Source organism: Pseudomonas glycinis, assembly GCF_054871425.1.
Map to the genome: position 1 here is coordinate 25,151 of NZ_JBTYHF010000008.1, position 22,571 is coordinate 47,721.

Consider the following 22,571-nt stretch of genomic DNA (forward strand, 5'->3'; position numbering starts at 1 on the left):
TGACCCATGTTCAAATATATTGGCGACATCGTTAAGGGTACCGGTACCCAGTTGCGCAGCCTGGTCATGGTCTTCGGCCATGGCTTTCGCAAGCGCGACACCCTGCAATACCCCGAGGAGCAGGTCTACCTGCCGCCGCGTTACCGTGGCCGCATCGTCCTGACCCGCGACCCCGATGGCGAAGAACGCTGCGTAGCCTGCAACCTGTGCGCCGTGGCCTGCCCGGTGGGTTGCATCTCGCTGCAGAAAGCTGAAACCGAAGACGGTCGCTGGTACCCGGACTTCTTCCGGATCAACTTCTCGCGCTGCATTTTCTGCGGTCTCTGCGAGGAAGCCTGCCCGACCACCGCGATCCAGCTGACCCCGGATTTCGAGATGGCCGAGTTCAAACGTCAGGACCTGGTGTACGAGAAAGAAGATCTTTTGATCTCCGGCCCCGGCAAAAACCCTGATTACAACTTCTATCGTGTTGCAGGTATGGCAATCGCTGGCAAGCCGAAAGGCGCTGCGCAGAACGAAGCCGAACCGATCAACGTGAAGAGCTTGCTGCCTTAAGGAAGAACGATGGAATTCGCTTTCTATTTCGCATCGGGTATTGCTGTGGTGTCCACGCTGCGTGTGGTCACCAACACCAACCCCGTGCACGCCCTGCTCTACCTGATCATCTCGTTGATCGCCGTGGCCATGACCTTCTTCGCCCTCGGCGCGCCGTTCGCCGGTGTGCTGGAAGTGATCGCCTACGCCGGCGCCATCATGGTGCTGTTCGTGTTCGTGGTGATGATGCTCAACCTCGGTCCCGCCTCGGTGCAGCAGGAACGCACCTGGCTCAAGCCCGGCATCTGGGCAGGACCGGTGATTCTTGCCGCGCTGCTGCTGGCCGAACTGCTGTATGTGCTGTTCGCTCACCAGAGCGGCCAGGCCATCGGCCACACCACCGTAGATGCGAAAGCCGTGGGCATCAGCCTGTTCGGCCCGTATCTGCTGGTGGTCGAACTCGCCTCGATGCTGCTGCTCGCCGCAGCCGTCACGGCGTTCCATTTGGGCCGTAACGAGGCGAAGGAGTAAGACATGCCTGCTATCCCTCTCGAACATGGTTTAGCCGTTGCCGGCATCCTGTTCTGCCTTGGTCTGGTCGGCCTGATGGTCCGCCGCAACATTTTGTTCGTGTTGATGAGTCTGGAAGTGATGATGAACGCCTCTGCCCTGGCCTTCATCGTCGCGGGCGCCCGCTGGGCGCAGCCGGATGGACAGATCATGTTCATCCTGGTGATCAGCCTTGCCGCAGCCGAGGCCAGTATTGGCCTGGCGATCCTGCTGCAACTGTATCGCCGCTTCCACACGCTCGATATCGACGCTGCCAGTGAGATGCGCGGATGAACCTACTCTTTCTGACTTTCGTATTCCCCCTGATCGGGTTCCTGTTGCTGTCGTTCTCGCGCGGCCGCTTCTCGGAAAACCTCTCGGCGCTGATCGGTGTCGGTTCGATCGGCCTGTCGGCCATCGTCACCGCTTACGTGATCTGGCAATTCAACGTCGCACCGCCGGAGGGTGGCGTGTACACCCAGGTGCTGTGGCGCTGGATGTCGGTGGAAGGTTTCCAGCCGAACTTCGCGCTGTACCTGGATGGCCTGTCGGTGACCATGCTAGGTGTGGTCGTCGGCGTCGGCTTCCTGATCCACCTGTTCGCGTCCTGGTACATGCGTGGCGAAGACGGTTACTCGCGCTTCTTCTCGTACACCAACCTGTTCATCGCCAGCATGCTGTTCCTGATCCTCGGCGATAACCTGCTGTTCATCTACTTCGGCTGGGAAGGCGTGGGCCTGTGCTCGTACCTGTTGATCGGTTTCTACTACAGCAACCGCAACAACGGTAACGCGGCACTCAAGGCGTTCATCGTCACCCGCATCGGCGACGTGTTCATGGCCATCGGCCTGTTCATCCTGTTCCAGCAACTGGGCACGCTGAACGTCCAGGAACTGCTGGTACGTGCGCCGGAACACTTCAAGGTCGGCGACTTCTGGATCGTTCTGGCAACCCTGATGCTGCTCGGCGGTGCTGTCGGTAAATCGGCGCAACTGCCACTGCAAACCTGGCTCGCGGATGCGATGGCCGGCCCAACCCCGGTTTCGGCACTGATCCACGCCGCAACCATGGTCACCGCCGGTGTCTACCTGATCGCCCGTACCCACGGTCTGTTTGCGCTGGCGCCGGACATCCTGCACCTCGTCGGCATCGTCGGTGGCGTGACCCTGGTACTGGCCGGTTTCGCCGCGCTGGTGCAGACCGACATCAAACGTATCCTCGCCTACTCGACCATGAGCCAGATCGGCTACATGTTCCTGGCGCTGGGCGTTGGCGCCTGGGAAGGCGCGATCTTCCACCTGATGACCCACGCCTTCTTCAAGGCCCTGCTGTTCCTTGCGTCCGGTGCGGTGATTGTTGCCTGCCACCACGAGCAGAACATCTTCAAGATGGGCGGTCTGTGGAAGAAATTGCCACTGGCCTACGCCAGCTTCATCGTCGGTGGTGCCGCGCTGGCCGCTCTGCCACTGGTTACCGCAGGCTTCTACTCCAAGGACGAAATCCTCTGGGAAGCGTTTGCCAGCGGCAACCAGGGTCTGCTTTACGCAGGTCTGGTCGGTGCGTTCATGACGTCGCTGTACACCTTCCGCCTGATCTTCATCGCGTTCCACGGTGAAGCCAAGACCGAAGCCCACGCCGGCCACGGCATTGCCCACTGGCTGCCTCTGTCGGTACTGATCGTGCTATCGACTTTCGTCGGCGCGATGATCGTGCCGCCGCTGCACGGCGTACTGCCGCAAAGCGTTGGCCATGCCGGTGGCGAAGCCAAGCACAGTCTGGAAATCGCCTCGGGCGCCATCGCCCTGGCCGGTATCCTGCTGGCAGCGCTGCTGTTCCTCGGCAAGCGTCGCTTCGTCACGGCAATCGCCAACAGCGGCATCGGCCGTTTCCTTTCGGCCTGGTGGTTCGCTGCCTGGGGCTTCGACTGGATCTACGACAAACTGTTCGTCAAGCCGTACCTTGCGATCAGCCATGTACTGCGCAAAGACCCGCTCGACCAGACCATCGGTCTGATCCCGCGTATGGCCAAGGGTGGTCACACTGCCCTGAGCCGCACCGAGACCGGTCAACTGCGTTGGTACGCCGCCTCGATGGCTGCTGGTGCCGTGCTGGTGATCGGCGCCATCGTGCTGGTAGCGGTCTGATATGAACCTTGCGAATTTGCGAAAGGAAACGAGCCCGTCATGATTCTGCCTTGGCTAATCCTGATCCCCTTCATCGGCGGCCTGCTGTGCTGGATGGGTGAGCGCTTCGGCGCTACCCTCCCGCGCTGGATTGCGCTGTTGACCATGACCCTGGAACTCGCGCTCGGCCTCTGGCTGTGGGCCCACGGTGACTATTCATTCGCACCGGCGCCGGGCGCCGATCCGACCTGGGCGCTTGAGTTCAAGCATGTCTGGATCCAGCGTTTCGGCATCAACGTGCACCTGGCCCTCGACGGCCTGTCGCTGTTGATGATCCTGCTGACCGGTCTGCTGGGTATCCTCTCGGTACTCTGCTCGTGGAAAGAGATTCAACGTCACGTTGGCTTCTTCCACCTCAACCTGATGTGGATCCTGGGCGGTGTGGTCGGCGTGTTCCTCGCCCTCGACCTGTTCATGTTCTTCTTCTTCTGGGAAATGATGCTGGTGCCGATGTACTTCCTCATCGCGCTCTGGGGTCACAGTTCTTCGGACGGCAAGAAAACCCGGATCTACGCGGCGACCAAGTTCTTCATCTTCACTCAGGCGTCCGGCCTGATCATGCTGGTGGCGATCCTCGGTCTGGTGCTGGTCAACTTCAACAATACCGGCGTGATCACCTTCAACTACGCCGACCTGTTGAAAACCAAGATGTCGATGACCACCGAGTACATTCTGATGCTCGGCTTCTTCATCGCTTTCGCGGTCAAGCTGCCCGTCGTACCGTTCCACTCCTGGCTGCCTGACGCTCACGCCCAGGCACCGACTGCCGGTTCCGTCGACCTCGCCGGTATCCTGCTGAAAACTGCGGCCTACGGTCTGCTGCGTTTCGCCCTGCCGCTGTTCCCGAACGCTTCGGCGGAGTTCGCGCCGATCGCCATGAGCCTCGGTCTGATCGGGATCTTCTACGGCGCGTTCCTCGCGTTCGCACAAACCGACATCAAGCGTCTGATTGCCTTCTCTTCCGTTTCCCACATGGGCTTCGTGTTGATCGGCATCTACTCCGGCAGCCAACTGGCGCTGCAAGGTGCAGTGATCCAGATGCTGGCGCACGGTCTGTCGGCAGCGGCGCTGTTTATCCTCAGCGGTCAGTTGTACGAGCGTCTGCACACTCGTGACATGCGTGAGATGGGCGGTCTGTGGTCGCGTATCGCTTACCTGCCGGCGATCAGCCTGTTCTTCGCTGCGGCGTCGCTGGGCTTGCCGGGCACCGGTAACTTTGTCGGCGAATTCCTGATCCTGATCGGCTCCTTCGCCAGCGCTCCATGGGTCACGGCGATTGCCACGTCCGGTCTGGTGTTCGGTTCGGTCTACTCGCTGATCATGATCCACCGTGCCTACTTCGGCCCGTCGAAATCCGACGCGGTGCTGCACGGCATGGATGCGCGCGAACTGATCATGGTGCTCGGTCTGGCGGTATTGCTGATTTACCTCGGCGTCTACCCGCAACCGTTCCTCGACACCTCTGCCGCCACCATGCATGGCGTGCAGCAGTGGCTCGGCACCGCCTTCTCTCAACTCGCTTCGGCCCGGTAAGAGCGCTATGGAATTCACGATTCAACACTTTATTGCGCTTGCGCCACTGTTGATCACCAGCCTCACCATTATCGTGGTGATGCTGGCAATCGCCTGGCGCCGCAACCACTCGCAGACCTTCCTGATTTCGGTGGCGGGTCTGAACCTGGCCCTGCTGTCGATCCTGCCTGCGTTGAAAGTCGCGCCTCTGGCCGTGACCCCGTTGCTGCAGATCGACGCGTTTGCCTGCCTGTACATGGCGATGATCCTGGTCGCCACCCTCGCCTGCGTCACCCTCGCCCACGCCTATTTGGGTGATGGCGGTTCGGGCTACCCGGGCAATCGCGAAGAACTGTACCTGCTGATCCTGATGGCCGCCGCCGGTGGTCTGGTGTTGGTCAGCGCGCAGCACCTGGCCGGGTTGTTCATCGGTCTGGAACTGCTCTCGGTACCGGTCTACGGTCTGGTGGCTTACGCCTTCTTCAACAAGCGTTCGCTGGAAGCCGGCATCAAGTACATGGTGTTGTCGGCCGCCGGTTCCGCGTTCCTGCTGTTCGGTATGGCGCTGCTCTACGCCGACGCCGGTTCGCTGAGCTTCGTCGGCATCGGTCAGGCCCTGGCCGCGACCGGCCTGCCAAGCCCGCTGGCGCAACTGGGCCTGGGCATGATGCTGATCGGTCTGGCGTTCAAGCTGTCGCTGGTACCGTTTCACCTGTGGACGCCAGACGTTTACGAAGGTGCTCCGGCACCGGTGGCGGCGTTCCTCGCTACCGCTTCGAAGGTCGCAGTGTTTGCGGTGATGGTGCGTCTGTTCCAGCTCTCCCCTGCCGCCAGCAGTGGTGTGCTGAGCGACGTGCTGAGCGTGATCGCGGTCGCCTCGATCCTGTTCGGTAACCTGCTGGCCCTGACCCAGAGCAACCTCAAGCGTCTGCTCGGTTACTCGTCGATTGCGCACTTCGGCTATCTGCTGATCGCGCTGGTGGCGAGCAAGGGTCTGGCGGTGGAAGCCATCGGCGTCTATCTGGTGACTTATGTCATCACCAGCCTCGGCGCGTTCGGCGTGATCACCCTGATGTCGTCGCCGTACAACGGCCGCGACGCTGACGCGCTGTACGAGTACCGAGGCCTGTTCTGGCGCCGTCCGTACCTGACCGCCGTGCTGACCGTGATGATGCTGTCCCTGGCCGGCATCCCGCTGACCGCCGGCTTCATCGGCAAGTTCTACATCATCGCCAGCGGCGTCGAAACGCGTCAGTGGTGGCTGGTCGGCGCACTGGTACTGGGCAGCGCCATCGGCGTCTTCTACTACCTGCGCGTGATGGTCACCCTGTACCTGATCGAGCCTAACCTGCGTCGTCACGACGCCCAGCTGCACTGGGAACAGAAGGCAGGCGGCGTGATGCTGCTGGCCATCGCCCTGGTCGCATTCTTCCTGGGCGTGTACCCGCAGCCATTGCTGGTGCTGGTACAGCAGGCGGGTCTGGCGGGCTGATTGCTCGGCTGATCTGGCTGGAATGGAAACGGCACCTTCGGGTGCCGTTTTTTGTTTGTAGCAGAAGTCGATATCGCCGGCGTTTGTGCAAGCGTCATCGCGGGCAAGCCCGCTCCCACAGGTGTGTGTGTCGCTCATAGCATCCGGGTGCATCGCACACCCAGCAGGAGTGAGCCTGCTCGCGAAAGCGGCAGATCCGGCAGCAAAAAAAACGGCACCTTCCGGTGCCGTTCGCTTCTTACATTTCCAACATCACTTGCGCGCATCCGCCCAGGATTTCAGCAGTTCGCTATAGCTCACGGTTTCACCCTTCGGCTTCTCGTTGGCCAGTTTCGGCTTCGGTGCGCCCGGTTGATCGAACCAGTATTGCGCATCGCGTTCCGGGTTCATTTTCGGCGCGCAAGTGGCCTGGGCCTTGGAGCGCTCGAGGCGTTCCATGATGCGGTCCTGATCCTTGGCCAGGCCATCGAGCGCTTGTTGCGGTGTTTTCTCGCCGCTGGCGGCTTCGGCGATATGGCTCCACCACAGCTGAGCGAGACGTGGATAGTCCGGCACGTTGGTACCGGTCGGCGACCATTGCACGCGGGCCGGGCTGCGATAGAACTCGACCAGCCCGCCAAGTTTCGGCGCCAGATCGGTCATGGCCTGCGAGTTGATGTCCGACTCGCGAATAGGTGTCAGACCGACGATGGTTTTCTTCAGCGAAACAGTTTTCGAGGTCACGAACTGCGCGTACAGCCACGCCGCGAGTTTCTGTTTCTCAGGCGTGGATTTCATGAATGTCCACGACCCCACATCCTGATAGCCAAGCTTCATGCCCTCTTCCCAATACGGGCCTTTAGGCGACGGCGCCATGCGCCATTTCGGTGTGCCGTCGGCGTTGACCACCGGTAGGCCGGGTTTGGTCATGTCGGCGGTGAACGCGGTGTACCAAAAGATCTGCTGGGCGATGTTGCCCTGCGATGGCACCGGGCCGGACTCGGAGAAAGTCATGCCGGCCGCTTCCGGTGGCGCGTATTTCTTCAGCCAGTCGACGTATTTGGTGGTGGCAAACACGGCTGCCGGGCCGTTGGTGTCGCCGCCACGGGTCACGCTTGAACCGACCGGGTGGCAGTCCTCGACGCGGATGCCCCACTCGTCCACCGGCAAGCCGTTGGGCAGTCCCTTGTCGCCGCCACCGGCCATGGAGAACCAGGCATCGGTGAAACGCCAGCCCAGCGACGGGTCTTTCTTGCCGTAATCCATGTGGCCGTAGACGCGTTTGCCGTCGATTTCCTTGACGTCTTCGCTGAAGAATTTGGCGATGTCTTCATAGGCCGACCAGTTCACTGGCACGCCTAATTCGTAACCGTACTTCTCCTTGAACTTGGCTTTCAGGTCGGCGCGCTCGAACCAGTCGGCACGGAACCAGTACAGGTTGGCGAATTGCTGGTCGGGCAGTTGATAGATCTTGCCGTCCGGCGCGGTGGTGAAAGAGATGCCGATGAAGTCCTTGATGTCGAGGGTTGGCGAGGTGAAGTTCTTGCCTTCGTTGGCCATCAGGTCGGTGATCGATTCGGTCTTGCCGTAGCGAAAGTGCGTGCCGATGAGGTCGGAGTCATTGACCCAGCCGTCATAGATGTTCTTGTCCGACTGCATCACCGTCTGCATTTTCTCGACCACGTCGCCTTCCTGCAGCAGGTCGTGGGTGAGTTTGATCCCGGTGATTTCGCTGAAGGCCTTGGCCAGCACCTTGGACTCGTATTCGTGGGTGGTCAGGGTTTCCGAAACCACCTTGATGTCCATGCCGCGAAACGGCTCGGCGGCCTTGATGAACCACTTCAGTTCTTCAAGCTGCTGTTCGGCCGTCAGGGTCGAGGGCTTGAACTCGCTGCCGATCCATTTTTTTGCAGCATCTTCGTAGGCGTCGGCCCAGGCAGATGCGCTCAGACCGCTGAGTGCCAGCATGGCTGCCAATGAAATGCTATGTCGCAGCTTATTGTTTTTATCGAACATAGAGACCTCCTGTTTAAGTTGTGGAGCCGCGTTGCCGAACGATTCGACTAGCCCCAACGCATCACAGCCAACAGCCACACCAGGGACAACGCGGACGCCACCCAGATGCTCCAGTCGGTGACGCCGATTACCAGCAAATGCAGGTAGGCGCTGCCGAGAAGACCGATAAACAAGCGATCGCCACGGGTGGTGGCAATCGGCAGAAACCCGCGCCGCAGAATGCTCGGCGAGCGCAATTCCCAGGTGGTCATGCCCACCAGAATCAGACCGATGCCGATGAAGAACGCGGCGGTCGGTGTCGTCCAGCTCATCCATTCCATCATCAGCTCCTCAGACTCGACCGAGGGCAAAGCCCTTGGCCACGTGGTTGCGTACAAACCAGATCACCAGCATGCCCGGCAGGATGGTCAACACCCCCGCCGCTGCCAGCACGCCCCAATCGATCCCCGACGCCGACACCGTGCGCGTCATCACCGCCGCAATCGGCTTGGCGTTGACCGAGGTCAGCGTGCGCGCCAGCAGCAGCTCGACCCAGGAAAACATGAAGCAGAAAAACGCCGTGACGCCGATACCGGAACCGATCAACGGGATGAAAATCTTCACGAAAAACTTGGGGAAACTGTAGCCGTCGATGTAGGCCGTTTCGTCGATCTCCTTGGGCACGCCGGACATGAAACCTTCGAGAATCCACACCGCCAGGGGCACGTTGAACAGGCAGTGCGCCAAAGCCACGGCGATATGCGTGTCGAAAAGGCCGATCGACGAATACAACTGAAAGAACGGCAGCAAGAACACCGCCGGCGGCGCCATGCGGTTGGTCAGCAGCCAGAAGAACAGATGCTTGTCGCCGAGGAAACGATAGCGTGAAAACGCGTAAGCCGCGGGTAACGCCACGCTCAGGGAAATCACCGTGTTGAGGCTGACGTAATACAGCGAGTTCAAGTAGCCGGTGTACCAGCTCGGATCAGTGAAGATCACCTTGTAGTTCGCCAGCGTGAATTCCTGTGGGAAAAGCGTCAGGCCGCCGAGGATTTCGGTGTTGCTCTTGAAAGACATGTTCAGCAGCCAGTAGATCGGCACCAGCAGGAACAGGATGTACACCAGCAACGGAATAAGCTTTTTCTTGCTCATGGCCGGGCCTCAACGGTTGGCGTCGGAGTGCGTCATGGCGGTATAGAACAGCCAGGACACCAACAGGATGATCAGGAAGTACACCAGCGAAAACGCCGCTGCCGGACCGAGGTCGAATTGCCCTACGGCCATCTGCGTCAACGTCTGACTCAAGAAGGTCGTGGCATTGCCCGGCCCGCCGCCGGTGAGCACGAACGGCTCGGTGTAGATCATGAAACTGTCCATGAAGCGCAGCATCACCGCGATCAGCAGCACGCTTTTCAGCTTGGGCAACTGAATGTGGCGGAACACCGCCCACGCCGAGGCGCGATCGATGCGCGCGGCCTGGTAATAGACGTCGGGAATCGCCCGCAGGCCGGAGAAACACAACAGCGCGACCAGAGAAGTCCAATGCCAGACGTCCATCACCAGCACCGTCACCCAGGCGTCCATGGTGTTGGCCGCGTAGTTGTAGCTGATGCCCATCGCGTTGAGGCTGGAACCGAGCAGGCCGATGTCGGCGCGGCCGAAGATCTGCCAGATGGTGCCGACCACGTTCCAGGGAATCAGCAGCGGTATCGCCAGAATGATCAGCACCACCGAAGACCAGCGGCCCTTGGTCGGCATGGTCAGCGCGACGGCGATGCCCAGCGGGATTTCAATCAGCAGCACGCAGGCTGAATAGATGAACTGGCGCAGCAGCGAGTCATGCAGGCGCGGATCAAGCAACACTTGTTTGTACCAATCGGCACCGACGAAGTAGCGGCTGGACTGGTCGAAGATGTCCTGCACCGAATAGTTGACCACGGTCATCATCGGGATCACCGCACTGAACGCCACCAGCAGGAACACCGGCAACACCAGCCACCAGGCCTTGTTGTTCTGCACCTTGTTCATGGCTGCACCTCCTCGTCGCTGACTTCCAGGAGAAATTCATCGGCATAGACCATCAGCCATTGCGCCGGGAAACTGATGTAAGCCGTGCCCTGAGGCACCGGTTTGTCTTCAGCCAGACGCACCTTCAACGGTGCGCCGTCGAGGTTGAGGGTCATGATCTTGTAGGTGCCGAGGTCTTCGACATGTACGACTTTGGCCTGCATCGCATCGTCAAACGGCTCGTCCCACACGTGAATAAACTCCGGGCGGATGCCGACCTTGAGATTTTTCCACTGGCCGTGCTCGATATGGCGCTGCAAGGCGTCGGACAACGGCAAGTGCGTCGAAGCGAAACCGACGCCACCGGGCTGCGGCTGCACCTCGATCAGATTCATCCCCGGGCTGCCGATGAAATAGCCGACAAAGGTGTGGCTCGGCCGTTCGAACAACTCCCGTGGCGTACCGAACTGGACGATCTGGCCGCCGTACATCACCGCGATCTTGTCGGCGAAGGTCGAGGCTTCGAGCTGATCGTGGGTGACGTAGACCATGGTGATATTGAACTGCTCGTGGATCTGCTTGAGCTTGCGCCGCAGTTTCCACTTCAAGTGCGGGTCGATCACCGTCAGCGGCTCATCGAAGAGGATCGCCGAGACGTCGTCGCGCACCAGGCCACGGCCCATGGAGACTTTCTGTTTTTCGTCGGCGGTGAGATTGCGCGCCTTCTTGCTCAGCAGATTCTGCAGGTCGAGCACCTCGGCAATTTCCTGCACTTTGCTGTGCACTTTCGCCTCGGCCATGCCCTGATTTCGCAGCGGGAAGGCGAGGTTGTCGAACACGGTCATGGTGTCGTAGACCACCGGAAACTGGAAAACCTGGGCGATGTTGCGCTTCTCCGGGGTCAGGTCGTTGACCGCTTTGCCGTCGAACAACACATGGCCCTGGGACGGGCTGAGCAGGCCGGAAATGATGTTGAGCAAGGTCGACTTGCCGCAACCGGACGGGCCGAGCAAGGCGTAGGCGCCACCCTGCTCCCAGACGTGATCCATCTCGCGGATCGCATAATCCTCGGCGCCGCTCGGGGTTTTGCTGTAGCTGTGGGCGAGGTGCTGCAAACGGATTTCGGCCATCAGGCAACCCTCGCGACACGCCGGCCCGGTGCTTGCACCAGACGGCCCTGCGCATCGAAAACGAACAGTTTGTGGGTCGGGATATAAATGCGGATCGGCGCATCGACGTCGTATTCGTGAACACCCGGCAAGTGCAGCACCAGCAGGAAATGCTCGTTGCGCACATGCAGGAAGGTTTCCGAGCCGCTGATTTCGGCGACCTCGACGGTCACCGCCAGTTCGAGGTCGTCATCGTTGCTCGGCACCAGTGAGATATGACTGGGGCGCACGCCGAAGCGGAACTCGCCCTCGCCTACCGGGCGCAGATCGACGTTCAACGGGAAGTGCACGAAATTGGCGAAGCTGACCTCATTGCCGGCAATGCGTCCCGGCATGAGGTTGATCGGCGGTTCGGAGAACAGTTCAGCAGCGAGCACCGACTGCGGCTGGTGATAGACCTCGGTCGACGGCCCGCTCTGGATCACCCGGCCTTCGTGCAGGATGGTCGTGGTGCCGCCGAGGGCCAGCGCTTCGTTGGGCTCGGTGGTGGCGTAGATGGCGATGGTGTGGCGGGCCTTGAACAGCTCGCGCATTTCCTGACGCAGCTCTTCGCGCAGCTTGTAGTCGAGGTTGACCAGCGGCTCGTCGAAGAGGATCAGCTCAGCATCCTTGACCAGCGCGCGGGCCATGGCCGTGCGCTGCTGCTGCCCACCGGAGAGCTCCAGCGGATAACGCTGCAAGAACTTCTCGATGCGCAGCATGCGCGCGGTTTCCTGCACCTTGCTGTGGATGATCTCTTTCGAAATACCGGCCTGGCGCAGTGGCGAGGCGATGTTTTCGAACACGGTCATGGTCGGGTAATTGATGAACTGCTGATAGACCATCGACACGTTGCGCAGCCGCACCGGGCGCTGGGTGACGTCGACGCCGTTCATCAGCACTCGGCCGCTGTCGGGCTTGTCGAGGCCGGCCATCAGGCGCATGAGGCTGGTCTTCCCGGACAGGGTGCGCCCGAGCAGAACGTTGAAGGATCCGGGTTCGAATTTCAGGCACGCATCGTCGATCCAGATCTGGCCCTCGACGGTACGGCTGACGTGCTCCAGGGTGAGTGACATGGCTCGGCCTTTTTTATTTTTGGAGTCAAGCGACCGGAGCAACAGAGCGACATTCGTGCCAAAAGTGGCAAGTGGTTGATTTTCCGTGAAAATCGTTTATTACGCGGGGAAATGGCGTTCACAGCTGAACACTTTTGAACAGTCGGAGTGATTGACAATGAACAATAGTGAACAACACTCTATGCACGCTTTTGCCCAATCCTCAATGCAAATGGATCCCCTGTGGGAGCGAGCCTGCTCGCGAAAGCGGTGTGTCATTCAATGAATCCATTGACTGAACCGACGCTTTCGCGAGCAGGCTCGCTCCCACAGGGGGTTTGTGGAGTTTTGAAGATCGGGTTCATAACAATAATAAAATCGCTGCACTCAGAGGCTCGCCCCCATGGCCGCACCTGCTTCGCCGCTGTCCCACGACGCGATCGTCCAGACCTCCTGGCAACGTTGCCGCGCGTTCGGCCTGGACCACCAGAGCGCCCCGGCCTTCGATCAATTGCCCGCCGCCGGCATTGCGCGGCTGCTCGACAGCCATCATTCGCTGGTGCAGACCACGCATCAGGAAGTCCTGCCCTACTACGAAAACATCCTCAGCAACTCCAACTGCCTGATCATGCTTGCCGACAATCAGGGCCAGGTGCTGACCTCATGGGGCACACAGCGCTTTATCGAACCGAATCTGGCCCGGGGCTTTCAGGCCGGGGCGAGCTGGATGGAGCGCAGCAGCGGCACCAATGCGATCGGCACCGCACTGGCCTGTGAGCAGGCGGTGCACATCGAACACGACGAACACTTCCTCAAGGCCAACCGCTTCATGACCGGCTCCGCCGCGCCGATTTTCGACGCCGAGCGCAAGGTCATCGCCGTGCTCGATGTCTCCAGCGACAGCTACCTGCCGCCCTCGCACACCCTCGGCATGGTCAAGATGATGAGCCAGACCGTGGAGAACCGGCTGATCCTCAACCTGTTCCATGGCCAGCATTTTCAACTGACCTTCAACACCGGGTTAAACAACCTCGACAGCCAGTGGGCCGGGCTGTTGATTTTCGATGAGAGCGGACAGGTGCTGTCGGCGAATCGCCGCGCCGACAATCTGCTCGGTGTGCGTTTGTCGCGCGTCAGCGTTGAAAGCCTGTTCAAAGTGTCACTGCTGGAGTTGATCAATCAGCCCGAGGGTCTGCCGTTTGCCTTGCAGACCTCTGGACGCAACCGTTTCCAGTGCTTGCTGAAACGGCCGAAACAGGCGCCGGTGCAGGCGCGGGTATTTGTCGCCGAGGACAAGCCTGCGCCAGCCAGCGCGATCAGCCTCAACACGCTGCATTTCGGCGACAGCCGTGTGGAAAAAGCCGTGCGCCAGGCCGAGCGCTTGCTGGAGAAAGACATTCCGCTACTGATTCACGGTGAAACCGGCGTCGGCAAGGAAGTCTTTGTCAAAGCCTTGCACCAGGCCAGCTCCCGACAAAAACAGGCATTCATCGCGGTGAACTGTGCAGCGATCCCCGCTGAATTGGTCGAGTCCGAGTTGTTCGGTTACGAGAAAGGCGCGTTCACCGGGGCCAACCAGAAAGGCAGCATCGGCCTGATCCGCAAGGCCGACAAAGGCACGCTGTTTCTTGATGAGATCGGTGACATGCCGCTGCCAACTCAGGCGCGTTTGTTGCGCGTGTTGCAGGAGCGCTGCGTGCAGCCGGTGGGCAGCAGCGAGTTGTTTCCGGTAGATCTGCGGATCATTTCCGCGACCAACCGATCATTGCGCGAGCAGGTACAACTGGGCCGCTTTCGCGAAGACTTGTACTACCGCATCGGCGGCCTGACCCTGGAGCTGCCGCCGTTACGCGAACGCAGTGACAAGCAGGCGCTGTTCAAACGGCTGTGGGAGCAACATCGCGAGCCGACGCAATGGGCGGGGCTAAGCCCGGAGGTGTTGGAGCTGTTTGAAAAGCATCCGTGGCCGGGGAATCTGCGTCAGGTCAGCAGCGTGATGCAGGTGGCGTTGGCCATGGCCGAGGAACAACCGGTGCGGCCTGAGCATCTGCCGGATGATTTTTTTGTCGACCTGGAGATGGAGCCGGTTGAGACGGCGGCGCCGCTGGGGCTGGATTTGAATGATGTTGAGGCGTTGAACAGGGAGTTGAAGGCGGCCGGGGGGAATATTTCGCATCTGGCGCGGCGGCTGGGGGTTAGCCGGAATACGCTTTATAAGCGGTTGCGGCAGATTGGCAACTGAGTACACCTCTTTGCCCCTCACCCCAGCCCTCTCCCCGAGGAGAGGGAGCCTACCGCGGTGTCTTACGCTATACGTCGACCTGAGAGACCGTGTCGATTATGGATTCGGCACCTTTCATTCAGGTCGGCGTAGATCTTCAGCATCCCACCATCAGTCCCCTCTCCCTTTGGGAGAGGGTTAGGGTGAGGGGCTTTGGCTTTTGACTCAGTCAGCCAGACGCCAGGTAGTCCCACCCTTGCCATCTTCCAGCACGACACCCATCGCCGTCAGCTGATCACGAATCCGGTCCGACTCGGCCCAGTCTTTCGCCGCCCGAGCTGCCAGGCGCGCCGCAATCTGTGCATCGACTTCAGCCGCATCGACCCGCCCTTCAGCACCGGCCTGCAGGAAGTCATCCGCTTCCAACTGCAACACACCCAGCACGCTCGCCAGTTCTTTCAGACGTGCCGCCAGCCCCGCCGCTGCATCGAGATCGCTCTCACGCAGACGGTTGATCTCGCGCACCATCTCGAACAGCACGGCGCAGGCTTCAGGGGTGCCGAAGTCATCGTTCATCACCGTGGTGAAACGCTCGACAAACGCTTCGCCGCCCGCCGGCGCCACGCTCGGCAGGCCTTTCAGCGCATGGTAGAAACGCTCCAGTGCGCCCTTGGCGTCCTTGAGGTTATCTTCCGAATAGTTGATCGCGCTGCGGTAGTGGCTCGATACCAGCAGGTAACGCACGACTTCCGGGTGGTACTTGTCGAGCACGTCGCGGATGGTGAAGAAGTTGTTCAAGGACTTGGACATCTTCTCGCCATTGATGCGAATCATGCCGCAATGCATCCACGCATTGGCGTAGGTCTTGCCGGTGGCCGCTTCGCTCTGGGCGATTTCGTTTTCGTGGTGCGGGAACTCCAGATCGCTGCCGCCGCCATGAATGTCGAAGGTCTCGCCGAGGCAGCAGGTCGACATCACCGAGCACTCGATGTGCCAGCCCGGACGTCCGGCGCCCCATGGCGATTCCCAGCTCGGCTCGCCCGGCTTGGCGGCTTTCCACAGGACGAAATCGAGCGGGTCTTGCTTCGACTCGTCGACTTCGATGCGCGCGCCAATGCGCAAATCTTCGATCTTCTTGCGCGACAGCTTGCCGTAGCCCATGAACTTGGCGACGCGGTAGTACACGTCGCCATTACCTGGAGCGTAAGCGTAGCCCTTGTCGATCAGGGTCTGGATCATCGCGTGCATGCCGGCGATGTGATCGGTGGCGCGCGGTTCCATGTCCGGCTTCTGGATGTTCAGGCGCGCTTCGTCTTCGTGCATCGCGGCGATCATGCGCTCGGTCAGCGCTTCGAACGACTCACCGTTCTCGCGGGCGCGATTGATGATCTTGTCGTCGATGTCGGTGATGTTGCGCACGTAGGTCAGGTCGTAACCGCTGAAGCGCAGCCAGCGCGTCACGAGGTCGAACGCGACCATGCTGCGGCCGTGGCCGAGGTGGCAGTAGTCGTACACGGTCATCCCGCAGACGTACATGCGCACCTTGTTGCCATCCAGCGGCTTGAAGACTTCTTTGCTCTTGGTGAGCGTGTTGTAGATCGTTAGCACGTTAGTTCCTTGACTCACTCACTGGCCCCACGAATCACGCAGGGTCACGGTACGGTTGAATACCGGCTGACCGGGTTTCGAGTCCTTCAGGTCCGCGACGAAGTAGCCTTCGCGCTCGAACTGGAAACGGTCTTCCGGCTGTGCGTTGCCGAGCGATGGCTCGGCGCGACAACCGGTCAGCACTTGCAGCGAGTCAGGGTTGATGTTGTCGAGGAAGCTGGCGCTGTCTTCGGCTTTTTCCGGGTTCGGCGAACGGAACAGGCGATCGTACAGACGCACTTCGCACTCGACGCTGGCGGCGGCCGGCACCCAGTGGATCACGCCTTTGACCTTGCGCCCTTCCGGGTTCTTGCCGAGGGTGTCCGGGTCGTACGAGCAACGCAGTTCGACGATGTTGCCGTCGGCGTCCTTGATCGCTTCGTCGGCGCGGATCACGTAGCTGCCGCGCAGACGCACTTCACCGGCCGGTTCCAGGCGCTTGTAGCCCTTCGGCGGCTCTTCCATGAAGTCTTCACGGTCGATGTAGATTTCCCGGGCAAACGGCAGCGCGCGCACGCCCATGTCTTCTTTCGGGTGGCGTGGCAGTTCGAGGTTTTCGACCTGGCCTTCCGGGTAGTTGGTGATGACCACTTTCAGCGGACGCAGCACGCACATGGCACGCGGTGCGCTGTGGTCGAGGTCGTCACGAATGCTGAATTCGAGCATGCCGAAATCGACCACGCCGTCGGAACGGTTGGTGCCGATCATTTCGCAGAAGTTGCGGATCGATTTCGGCGTGTAGCCACGGCGGCGGAAGCCCGACAGCGTGGACATCCGCGGATCGTCCCAGCCATTGACGTGCTTCTCGTCAACCAGTTGCTTGAGCTTGCGCTTGCTGGTGATCGTGTAGTTCAGGTTCAGGCGGCTGAATTCGTACTGGCGCGGGTTCGCCGGCACCGGCAGGTTCTCCAGGAACCATTCGTACAGCGGGCGATGGCTTTCGAACTCGAGGGTGCAGATCGAATGGGTGATGCCTTCGATGGCATCCGACTGCCCGTGGGTGAAGTCGTAGTTCGGGTAGATGCACCACTTGTCGCCGGTCTGGTGGTGATGCGCGTGGCGGATGCGATACATGATCGGGTCGCGCAAGTTCATGTTCGGCGAGGCCATGTCGATCTTCGCCCGCAGCACGCGCGCGCCGTCGGGGAATTCACCGGCCTTCATGCGCGCGAACAGGTCGAGGTTTTCCTCAACCGAACGGTCACGGAACGGGCTGTTCTTGCCCGGCTCGGTCAGGCTGCCACGGTATTCCTTGGCCTGCTCCGGGGTGAGGTCGTCGACGTAGGCCTTGCCGGCCTTGATCAGCTCGACGGCCCAGTCGTGCAATTGATCGAAATACTGCGAGGCGTAGCGCACTTCACCGGACCATTCGAAGCCCAGCCATTTGACGTCGCTTTCGATGGCGTCGATGTATTCCTGATCTTCCTTGGCCGGGTTGGTGTCGTCGAAACGCAGGTGCGTGACGCCACCGAACTCCTGGGCCAGGCCGAAGTTGACGCAGATCGACTTGGCGTGGCCGATGTGCAGGTAGCCGTTGGGCTCCGGCGGGAAGCGAGTCACGATCTGGGTGTGCTTGCCCGAGTCCAGGTCTGCCTGGATGATCGGCCGCAGGAAGTTGACCGGCACGGCAGGGCCGGACTTGGCATTCGAGGTAGGGTCGACAGTGGGCTTGCTCATAGGATCCTTGACGTACAGGTGCGCGGCCGCAAAGAGGGGCCAGACAAAACAAAGCCGCTATCATAGCCGATGCTGTCAAGGGCCTGACAGAGCAGCTCTTATAAAGGCACGCATTTAATCGCCGGGAAATGAAAAACCGCCTCGAAATTCGCGCCTGTCACGCTAAACTGCGCACCTTGGCCGAAGCAGGCTGAACCGGTTGTGGGGCTCAATGTCCCAGAACCACGAATTCCTCAGAAGAGTAGCGATCATGACTCAAGTCAAACTGACCACCAACCATGGCGACATCGTCATCGAACTGAACGCTGAAAAGGCGCCGATCACCGTTGCCAACTTCATCGAGTACGTCAACGCCGGTCACTACACCAACACCGTATTCCACCGCGTCATCGGTAACTTCATGATCCAGGGCGGCGGTTTCGAGCCAGGCATGAAAGAGAAGAAAGACAAGCGCGCAAGCATCCAGAACGAAGCGGACAACGGTCTCTCCAACGACAAATACACCGTCGCCATGGCCCGCACCATGGAGCCGCATTCGGCTTCGGCACAGTTCTTCATCAACGTCGCCGACAACACCTTCCTCAACCACAGCGGCAAGACCACTCAGGGCTGGGGCTACGCGGTATTCGGTAAAGTGACCGCCGGCACCGACGTTGTCGACAAGATCAAAGGCGTGTCGACCACTTCCAAGGCCGGCCACCAGGACGTACCAGCAGACGACGTGATCATCGAGAAAGCCGAGATCATCGCAGCGTGATATTGCTGATTTCAGACTTGCATCTGGAAGAGGAGCGCCCGGACATTACCCGGGCGTTTCTGGATTTGCTCGCCGGACGCGCGCGCTCGGCGAGTGCGTTGTACATCCTCGGCGACTTCTTCGAGGCGTGGATTGGCGACGACGCTATGACGCCCTTTCAGCGTTCCATCTGCCAGGCCCTGCGCGATTTGAGCGACAGCGGCACGGCCATATTCCTGATGCACGGCAATCGCGACTTCATGCTCGGCAAGGCCTTCTGCAAACAGGCCGGCTGCACCTTGCTGAAGGATCCGAGTGTCGTGCAGTTCTACGGCGAGCCAGTGCTGCTGATGCACGGCGACAGCCTGTGCACCCGCGACGTTGGCTACATGAAACTGCGCCGCTACCTGCGCAACCCGATCACCCTGTTCATTCTCCGTCACCTGCCGCTGAGCAGCCGCCACAAACTGGCGCGCAAGCTACGCAGCGAAAGCCGTGCACAGACGCGGATGAAAGCCAATGACATTGTCGATGTCACCCCGGAAGAGATTCCGCGAGTGATGCAGGCATTCGGCGTGAAGACTCTGATCCACGGCCACACCCACCGCCCGGCAATTCACAAGTTGCAGCTTGGTGAACAAGCGGCGAAGCGGATTGTGCTGGGGGATTGGGATCGTCAGGGTTGGGCGTTGCAGGTGGATGAGAGCGGGTATGCCTTGGCGCCGTTCGATTTCGCCCCGCCGCTGGCATTGCCGCACGGCTGAAGAGCTTTACCCCCTCACCCCAGCCCTCTCCCCCAGGGGGGCGAGGGGGAAAGGGAGCCGATCTTCATGCTATCCAAACCTGAGTTCGACTGAAGTCTGGCAGGTCGATGTCTACCGAACATCCACCGCGGTCAGTCCCCTCTCCCTCCGGGAGAGGGTTAGGGTGAGGGGCTTTTGATCTTGATCTTAGTGCCCCGAAGCGGCTGGCCCTGCCTTCGCGGCAAACGGCGGTTTCGCCAGCCACACAATCAGAATCAACCCCATGAACCCCCACCCAAGCAACGTGAAGTAATCCACGGTCGACAACATGTACGCCTGGCTGGTGAGGATCTGATCCATCTGCGCATACGCCGACTGGCTCGCCCCACCCAATTGATTCAAGGTCTCGCGGGTGGCTGGCTCGAACGTGCTGATGCTTTCGCTCATATACGCATGATGCTGATCGGCCCGGCGAATCCAGATCCAGGTGGTCAGCGAGGCCGCGAAGCTGCCGCCCAGTGTCCGCAGGAAAGTCGCCAGGCCTGCGCCGTCAGCGATCTGGCTTGGCGGCAAGTCCGACATCAGAATGCTCAGGGTCGGCATGAAGAACAGCGCCACGCCGATGCCCATGAACAACTGCACCAGAGCGATGTGCTGGAAGTCGACTTCGTTGGTGAACTCGGCACGCATGAAGCAGCTCAGGCCGATCGCCAGAAACGCAATGCCGGCGAGCAGACGCAGGTCGAACTTGTGCGCGTATTTGCCGACAAACGGCGACAGCAGCACCGGCAGAATCCCGATCGGCGCCACGGCAAGTCCCGCCCAGGTCGCGGTGTAGCCCATTTGCGTCTGCAACCACTGCGGCAGAATCAGGTTAATGCCGAAGAAGCCGGCGTAACCCAAGACCAGCACCAGCGTGCCGATGCGGAAGTTGCGATAGGCGAACAGGCGCAGGTTGACCACCGGATGGCGGTCGGTCATTTCCCAGATCACGAACACCGCCAGGGCGACCACGGAAATCGCCGCGCCGACAATGATGAAATTCGACTCGAACCAGTCCAGGTCATTGCCCTTGTCGAGGATCACCTGCAACGCGCCAACGCCAATGATCAGGGTGATCAGACCGACGTAATCCATTGGCTGGCGACTGGTCACCACCGGCCGTTTCGCCAGTTGCGAACGCACCACCATCACCGCAAAGATGCCGATCGGCACGTTGATGAAGAAGATCCACGGCCAGCTGTAGCTGTCGGTGATCCAGCCGCCGAGAATGGGACCTGCAATGGGCGCAACCACCGTGACCATCGCCAACAGCGCCAGGGCCATCCCGCGTTTCGCCGGCGGATAGACCGCGATCAACAGCGTCTGCGTCATCGGGTACAGCGGCCCGGCGACCAAGCCTTGCAGCACGCGAAAGCCGATCAGCTCAGGCATCGAAGTCGAGATACCGCAGAGAAACGACGCCAGCACAAACAGCATCGTCGCCCACAGAAACAGCTTCACCTCGCCGAAGCGGCGGCTGAGCCAACCCGTCAGCGGCAGCGCAATCGCGTTGCTCACGGCGAACGAAGTGATGACCCAGGTGCCCTGCTCCGAACTCACCCCGAGGTTGCCGGAAATCGTCGGCAACGCCACGTTGGCGATGGTCGTGTCGAGCACTTGCATGAAGGTCGCCAGCGACAGGCCGATGGTGCTGAGCAACAGGCTGGGCGGCGTGAAAGAAGCGTTATTGCTCATTGTGAATCCCTTGAAACCTGATGGACACAGCGGTCTGATGAACACAGCCGGCCCTGTGGGAACAGGCCCTTGTGGCTAGGGGATTATCTGTGGCCACAGATAACCCTCACCACAGAGCCCGCTTCTGATCCGGTGTGCTCTCAGCGCTGTGCGGTCTTGCCTGCTGCTGCGCTGTTGTCGTGAATCAACTGGGCAATCATCGCGTCCGCTTCGGCCAGTTGGCGCTCGTAGACGTTGGTGCTGAACGAGGCTTTTTGCGGCGGTTGCTGGGCCAGCACCGGGCCGCTCTGGTCGTGCAGATTGACCTCGACATTGGTCGACAGACCGACACGCAGCGGGTGCTTGGCCAGCTCTTCGGCATTGATGTGGATACGCACCGGCACGCGCTGGACGATCTTGATCCAGTTACCGGTGGCGTTCTGTGCCGGCAGCAAGGCAAATGCGCTGCCGGTCCCGGCACCGAGGCTGTCGACGGTGCCGCTGTATTTCACGTCGCTGCCATAAATATCGGCCTCGATATCCACTGGCTGACCGATGCGCATGTCACGCAGTTGGGTTTCCTTGAAGTTGGCGTCGATCCACAGCTGATCCAGCGGAATCACCGCCATCAGCGCGGTGCCCGGCTGCACGCGCTGACCGAGTTGCACAGTGCGCTTGGCGACGTAACCGGTGACCGGCGCGATCAAGGTGCTGCGGGCATTGGTCAGGTAGGCCTGACGCAGATCGGCAGCCGCCGACATTACGTCCGGATGCGACGAGACCACGGTGTCGTCGACCAGTGCGCTGGTGGTTTTCAGTTGCTGTTTGGCGTTAGCCAAGGCGTTCTGCGCCGAGGTCAGGTCGTCGCGGGCGTGGGACAGCTCTTCCTGGGAAATCGCCCCGCCCTGGGCGAGATTTTTCCGCCGGTTGTAGTTGTCCTGGGCCTTCTGCACTTCGGCCTGCTGCGCGTTGACCTGGGCTTTCATGCCATCGACGTTGCTATACAGGCCGCGCACCTGACGCACGGTGCGCGCCAGTTTCGCCTTGGCACTTTGCAGGCCGACTTCGGCATCGTTGGGGTCGAAGTTGACCAGCACCTGGCCTTCCTGGACCAGATCCCCGTCATCGGCGCCGATGCTGACCACGGTGCCGGTGACCAGCGGTGTGATCTCTACCACGTTGCCGTTGACGTAGGCATCGTCGGTGCTTTCGTTAAAGCGCCCGATGAATTCGTGATAGGCCCAGACGCCGGCAATGGCGAGCAGGACGACCACGGCGAGGGCCAGCAGCATCACCTTGCGTTTGCGCGGGTTGCCGGTGTCCGGGGTGTTGTCTTGAGCTTGGGTGTTTTCGGCAGTGGCCATGACAAATACCTTG

Annotated in this window: 19 protein-coding genes; 9 read left to right on the plus strand and 10 right to left on the minus strand. The window is 60.6% G+C overall.

Going from position 1 to position 22,571, the window contains the following annotated elements; genetic code table 11:
- Window positions 1–6: 6 nt before the first annotated feature.
- The 6 genes from nuoI to nuoN are packed head-to-tail and all read left to right on the plus strand — an operon-like array spanning window position 7 to window position 6,270.
- A complete protein-coding gene (gene nuoI, locus ACYSTU_RS19205) occupies window positions 7–555 on the plus strand; it encodes an NADH-quinone oxidoreductase subunit NuoI (RefSeq protein WP_016775283.1) in 549 nt (182 codons plus the stop codon).
- A 9-nt stretch (window positions 556–564) separates the two neighbouring features.
- Complete coding sequence (nuoJ, locus tag ACYSTU_RS19210; protein ID WP_007951462.1) at window positions 565–1,065, plus strand: NADH-quinone oxidoreductase subunit J; 501 nt, start codon at window positions 565–567, stop codon at window positions 1,063–1,065.
- A 3-nt stretch (window positions 1,066–1,068) separates the two neighbouring features.
- Window positions 1,069–1,377 (plus strand): NADH-quinone oxidoreductase subunit NuoK, encoded by a 309-nt coding sequence (nuoK, locus tag ACYSTU_RS19215; protein ID WP_003180046.1) that lies wholly within the window; start codon window positions 1,069–1,071, stop codon window positions 1,375–1,377.
- Window positions 1,374–3,227 (plus strand): NADH-quinone oxidoreductase subunit L, encoded by a 1,854-nt coding sequence (nuoL, locus tag ACYSTU_RS19220; RefSeq protein ID WP_024013419.1) that lies wholly within the window; start codon window positions 1,374–1,376, stop codon window positions 3,225–3,227. The genes nuoK and nuoL overlap by 4 nt, the downstream gene beginning before the upstream one ends.
- 39 nt (window positions 3,228–3,266) lie before the next feature.
- Window positions 3,267–4,799 (plus strand): NADH-quinone oxidoreductase subunit M, encoded by a 1,533-nt coding sequence (nuoM, locus tag ACYSTU_RS19225; RefSeq protein ID WP_123442121.1) that lies wholly within the window; start codon window positions 3,267–3,269, stop codon window positions 4,797–4,799.
- A 7-nt stretch (window positions 4,800–4,806) separates the two neighbouring features.
- Window positions 4,807–6,270 (plus strand): NADH-quinone oxidoreductase subunit NuoN, encoded by a 1,464-nt coding sequence (gene nuoN, locus ACYSTU_RS19230; protein ID WP_024013420.1) that lies wholly within the window; start codon window positions 4,807–4,809, stop codon window positions 6,268–6,270.
- 252 nt (window positions 6,271–6,522) lie between these two features.
- On the opposite strand, the gene ACYSTU_RS19235 is transcribed toward nuoN, so the two are convergent.
- From ACYSTU_RS19235 to ACYSTU_RS19260, 6 genes are read right to left on the minus strand one after another with little or no spacing between them, the layout of a single operon-like run.
- Entirely contained in the window at window positions 6,523–8,265 is a 1,743-nt protein-coding gene (locus ACYSTU_RS19235; RefSeq protein ID WP_016775286.1) for an ABC transporter substrate-binding protein, read from the minus strand.
- A gap of 47 nt (window positions 8,266–8,312) precedes the next feature.
- Entirely contained in the window at window positions 8,313–8,585 is a 273-nt protein-coding gene (locus ACYSTU_RS19240; RefSeq protein ID WP_038861868.1) for a DUF2160 domain-containing protein, read from the minus strand.
- Between the two features lie 10 nt (window positions 8,586–8,595).
- Complete coding sequence (locus ACYSTU_RS19245) at window positions 8,596–9,396, minus strand: carbohydrate ABC transporter permease (protein WP_073471306.1); 801 nt, start codon at window positions 9,394–9,396, stop codon at window positions 8,596–8,598.
- A gap of 9 nt (window positions 9,397–9,405) precedes the next feature.
- The gene (locus tag ACYSTU_RS19250) at window positions 9,406–10,272 is read right to left on the minus strand and encodes a carbohydrate ABC transporter permease (RefSeq protein WP_007912484.1); all 867 of its coding nucleotides are present in this window, start codon (window positions 10,270–10,272) and stop codon (window positions 9,406–9,408) included.
- A complete protein-coding gene (locus ACYSTU_RS19255) occupies window positions 10,269–11,381 on the minus strand; it encodes an ABC transporter ATP-binding protein (protein ID WP_041477087.1) in 1,113 nt (370 codons plus the stop codon). Before ACYSTU_RS19255 ends, ACYSTU_RS19250 begins: the two co-directional genes overlap by 4 nt.
- Window positions 11,381–12,475 (minus strand): ABC transporter ATP-binding protein, encoded by a 1,095-nt coding sequence (locus tag ACYSTU_RS19260; protein WP_016775291.1) that lies wholly within the window; start codon window positions 12,473–12,475, stop codon window positions 11,381–11,383. Before ACYSTU_RS19260 ends, ACYSTU_RS19255 begins: the two co-directional genes overlap by 1 nt.
- 382 nt (window positions 12,476–12,857) lie before the next feature.
- Here ACYSTU_RS19260 and ACYSTU_RS19265 point away from each other — a divergent pair, with 382 nt between their 5' ends.
- On the plus strand, window positions 12,858–14,696 hold the full coding sequence (locus ACYSTU_RS19265; RefSeq protein WP_336464485.1) for a sigma-54-dependent Fis family transcriptional regulator: 1,839 nt from the start codon (window positions 12,858–12,860) through the stop codon (window positions 14,694–14,696).
- A gap of 204 nt (window positions 14,697–14,900) precedes the next feature.
- On the opposite strand, the gene cysS is transcribed toward ACYSTU_RS19265, so the two are convergent.
- Window positions 14,901–16,283 (minus strand): cysteine--tRNA ligase, encoded by a 1,383-nt coding sequence (cysS, locus tag ACYSTU_RS19270; RefSeq protein ID WP_499000965.1) that lies wholly within the window; start codon window positions 16,281–16,283, stop codon window positions 14,901–14,903.
- Window positions 16,284–16,301: 18 nt separating this feature from the next.
- Window positions 16,302–17,999, minus strand: coding sequence for a glutamine--tRNA ligase/YqeY domain fusion protein (locus tag ACYSTU_RS19275; protein WP_024013424.1), 1,698 nt, complete (start codon window positions 17,997–17,999; stop codon window positions 16,302–16,304).
- Window positions 18,000–18,249: 250 nt separating this feature from the next.
- Between ACYSTU_RS19275 and ACYSTU_RS19280 the strand changes: the two genes are divergently transcribed.
- Window positions 18,250–18,756, plus strand: coding sequence for a peptidylprolyl isomerase (locus ACYSTU_RS19280; protein WP_038862220.1), 507 nt, complete (start codon window positions 18,250–18,252; stop codon window positions 18,754–18,756).
- A complete protein-coding gene (gene lpxH / locus ACYSTU_RS19285; protein WP_016775296.1) occupies window positions 18,753–19,499 on the plus strand; it encodes a UDP-2,3-diacylglucosamine diphosphatase in 747 nt (248 codons plus the stop codon). The genes ACYSTU_RS19280 and lpxH overlap by 4 nt, the downstream gene beginning before the upstream one ends.
- 186 nt (window positions 19,500–19,685) lie before the next feature.
- Here the strand turns inward: lpxH and ACYSTU_RS19290 are convergent, their stop codons facing one another.
- Together ACYSTU_RS19290 and ACYSTU_RS19295 are read right to left on the minus strand one after the other, a co-directional pair.
- On the minus strand, window positions 19,686–21,215 hold the full coding sequence (locus ACYSTU_RS19290; RefSeq protein WP_039763332.1) for a DHA2 family efflux MFS transporter permease subunit: 1,530 nt from the start codon (window positions 21,213–21,215) through the stop codon (window positions 19,686–19,688).
- A 140-nt stretch (window positions 21,216–21,355) separates the two neighbouring features.
- The gene (locus ACYSTU_RS19295) at window positions 21,356–22,558 is read right to left on the minus strand and encodes an HlyD family secretion protein (RefSeq protein WP_016775298.1); all 1,203 of its coding nucleotides are present in this window, start codon (window positions 22,556–22,558) and stop codon (window positions 21,356–21,358) included.
- Window positions 22,559–22,571 lie beyond the last annotated feature (13 nt).

Coding starts and splice junctions, on each gene's coding strand:
- nuoI (WP_016775283.1), top strand. CDS start 7: ATGTTCAAATATATTGGCGACATCGTTAAGGGTACCGGTACCCAGTTG.
- nuoJ (WP_007951462.1), top strand. CDS start 565: ATGGAATTCGCTTTCTATTTCGCATCGGGTATTGCTGTGGTGTCCACG.
- nuoK (WP_003180046.1), top strand. CDS start 1,069: ATGCCTGCTATCCCTCTCGAACATGGTTTAGCCGTTGCCGGCATCCTG.
- nuoL (WP_024013419.1), top strand. CDS start 1,374: ATGAACCTACTCTTTCTGACTTTCGTATTCCCCCTGATCGGGTTCCTG.
- nuoM (WP_123442121.1), top strand. CDS start 3,267: ATGATTCTGCCTTGGCTAATCCTGATCCCCTTCATCGGCGGCCTGCTG.
- nuoN (WP_024013420.1), top strand. CDS start 4,807: ATGGAATTCACGATTCAACACTTTATTGCGCTTGCGCCACTGTTGATC.
- ACYSTU_RS19235 (WP_016775286.1), bottom strand. CDS start 8,265: ATGTTCGATAAAAACAATAAGCTGCGACATAGCATTTCATTGGCAGCC.
- ACYSTU_RS19240 (WP_038861868.1), bottom strand. CDS start 8,585: ATGGAATGGATGAGCTGGACGACACCGACCGCCGCGTTCTTCATCGGC.
- ACYSTU_RS19245 (WP_073471306.1), bottom strand. CDS start 9,396: ATGAGCAAGAAAAAGCTTATTCCGTTGCTGGTGTACATCCTGTTCCTG.
- ACYSTU_RS19250 (WP_007912484.1), bottom strand. CDS start 10,272: ATGAACAAGGTGCAGAACAACAAGGCCTGGTGGCTGGTGTTGCCGGTG.
- ACYSTU_RS19255 (WP_041477087.1), bottom strand. CDS start 11,381: ATGGCCGAAATCCGTTTGCAGCACCTCGCCCACAGCTACAGCAAAACC.
- ACYSTU_RS19260 (WP_016775291.1), bottom strand. CDS start 12,475: ATGTCACTCACCCTGGAGCACGTCAGCCGTACCGTCGAGGGCCAGATC.
- ACYSTU_RS19265 (WP_336464485.1), top strand. CDS start 12,858: ATGGCCGCACCTGCTTCGCCGCTGTCCCACGACGCGATCGTCCAGACC.
- ACYSTU_RS19275 (WP_024013424.1), bottom strand. CDS start 17,999: ATGAGCAAGCCCACTGTCGACCCTACCTCGAATGCCAAGTCCGGCCCT.
- ACYSTU_RS19280 (WP_038862220.1), top strand. CDS start 18,250: ATGACTCAAGTCAAACTGACCACCAACCATGGCGACATCGTCATCGAA.
- ACYSTU_RS19290 (WP_039763332.1), bottom strand. CDS start 21,215: ATGAGCAATAACGCTTCTTTCACGCCGCCCAGCCTGTTGCTCAGCACC.
- ACYSTU_RS19295 (WP_016775298.1), bottom strand. CDS start 22,558: ATGGCCACTGCCGAAAACACCCAAGCTCAAGACAACACCCCGGACACC.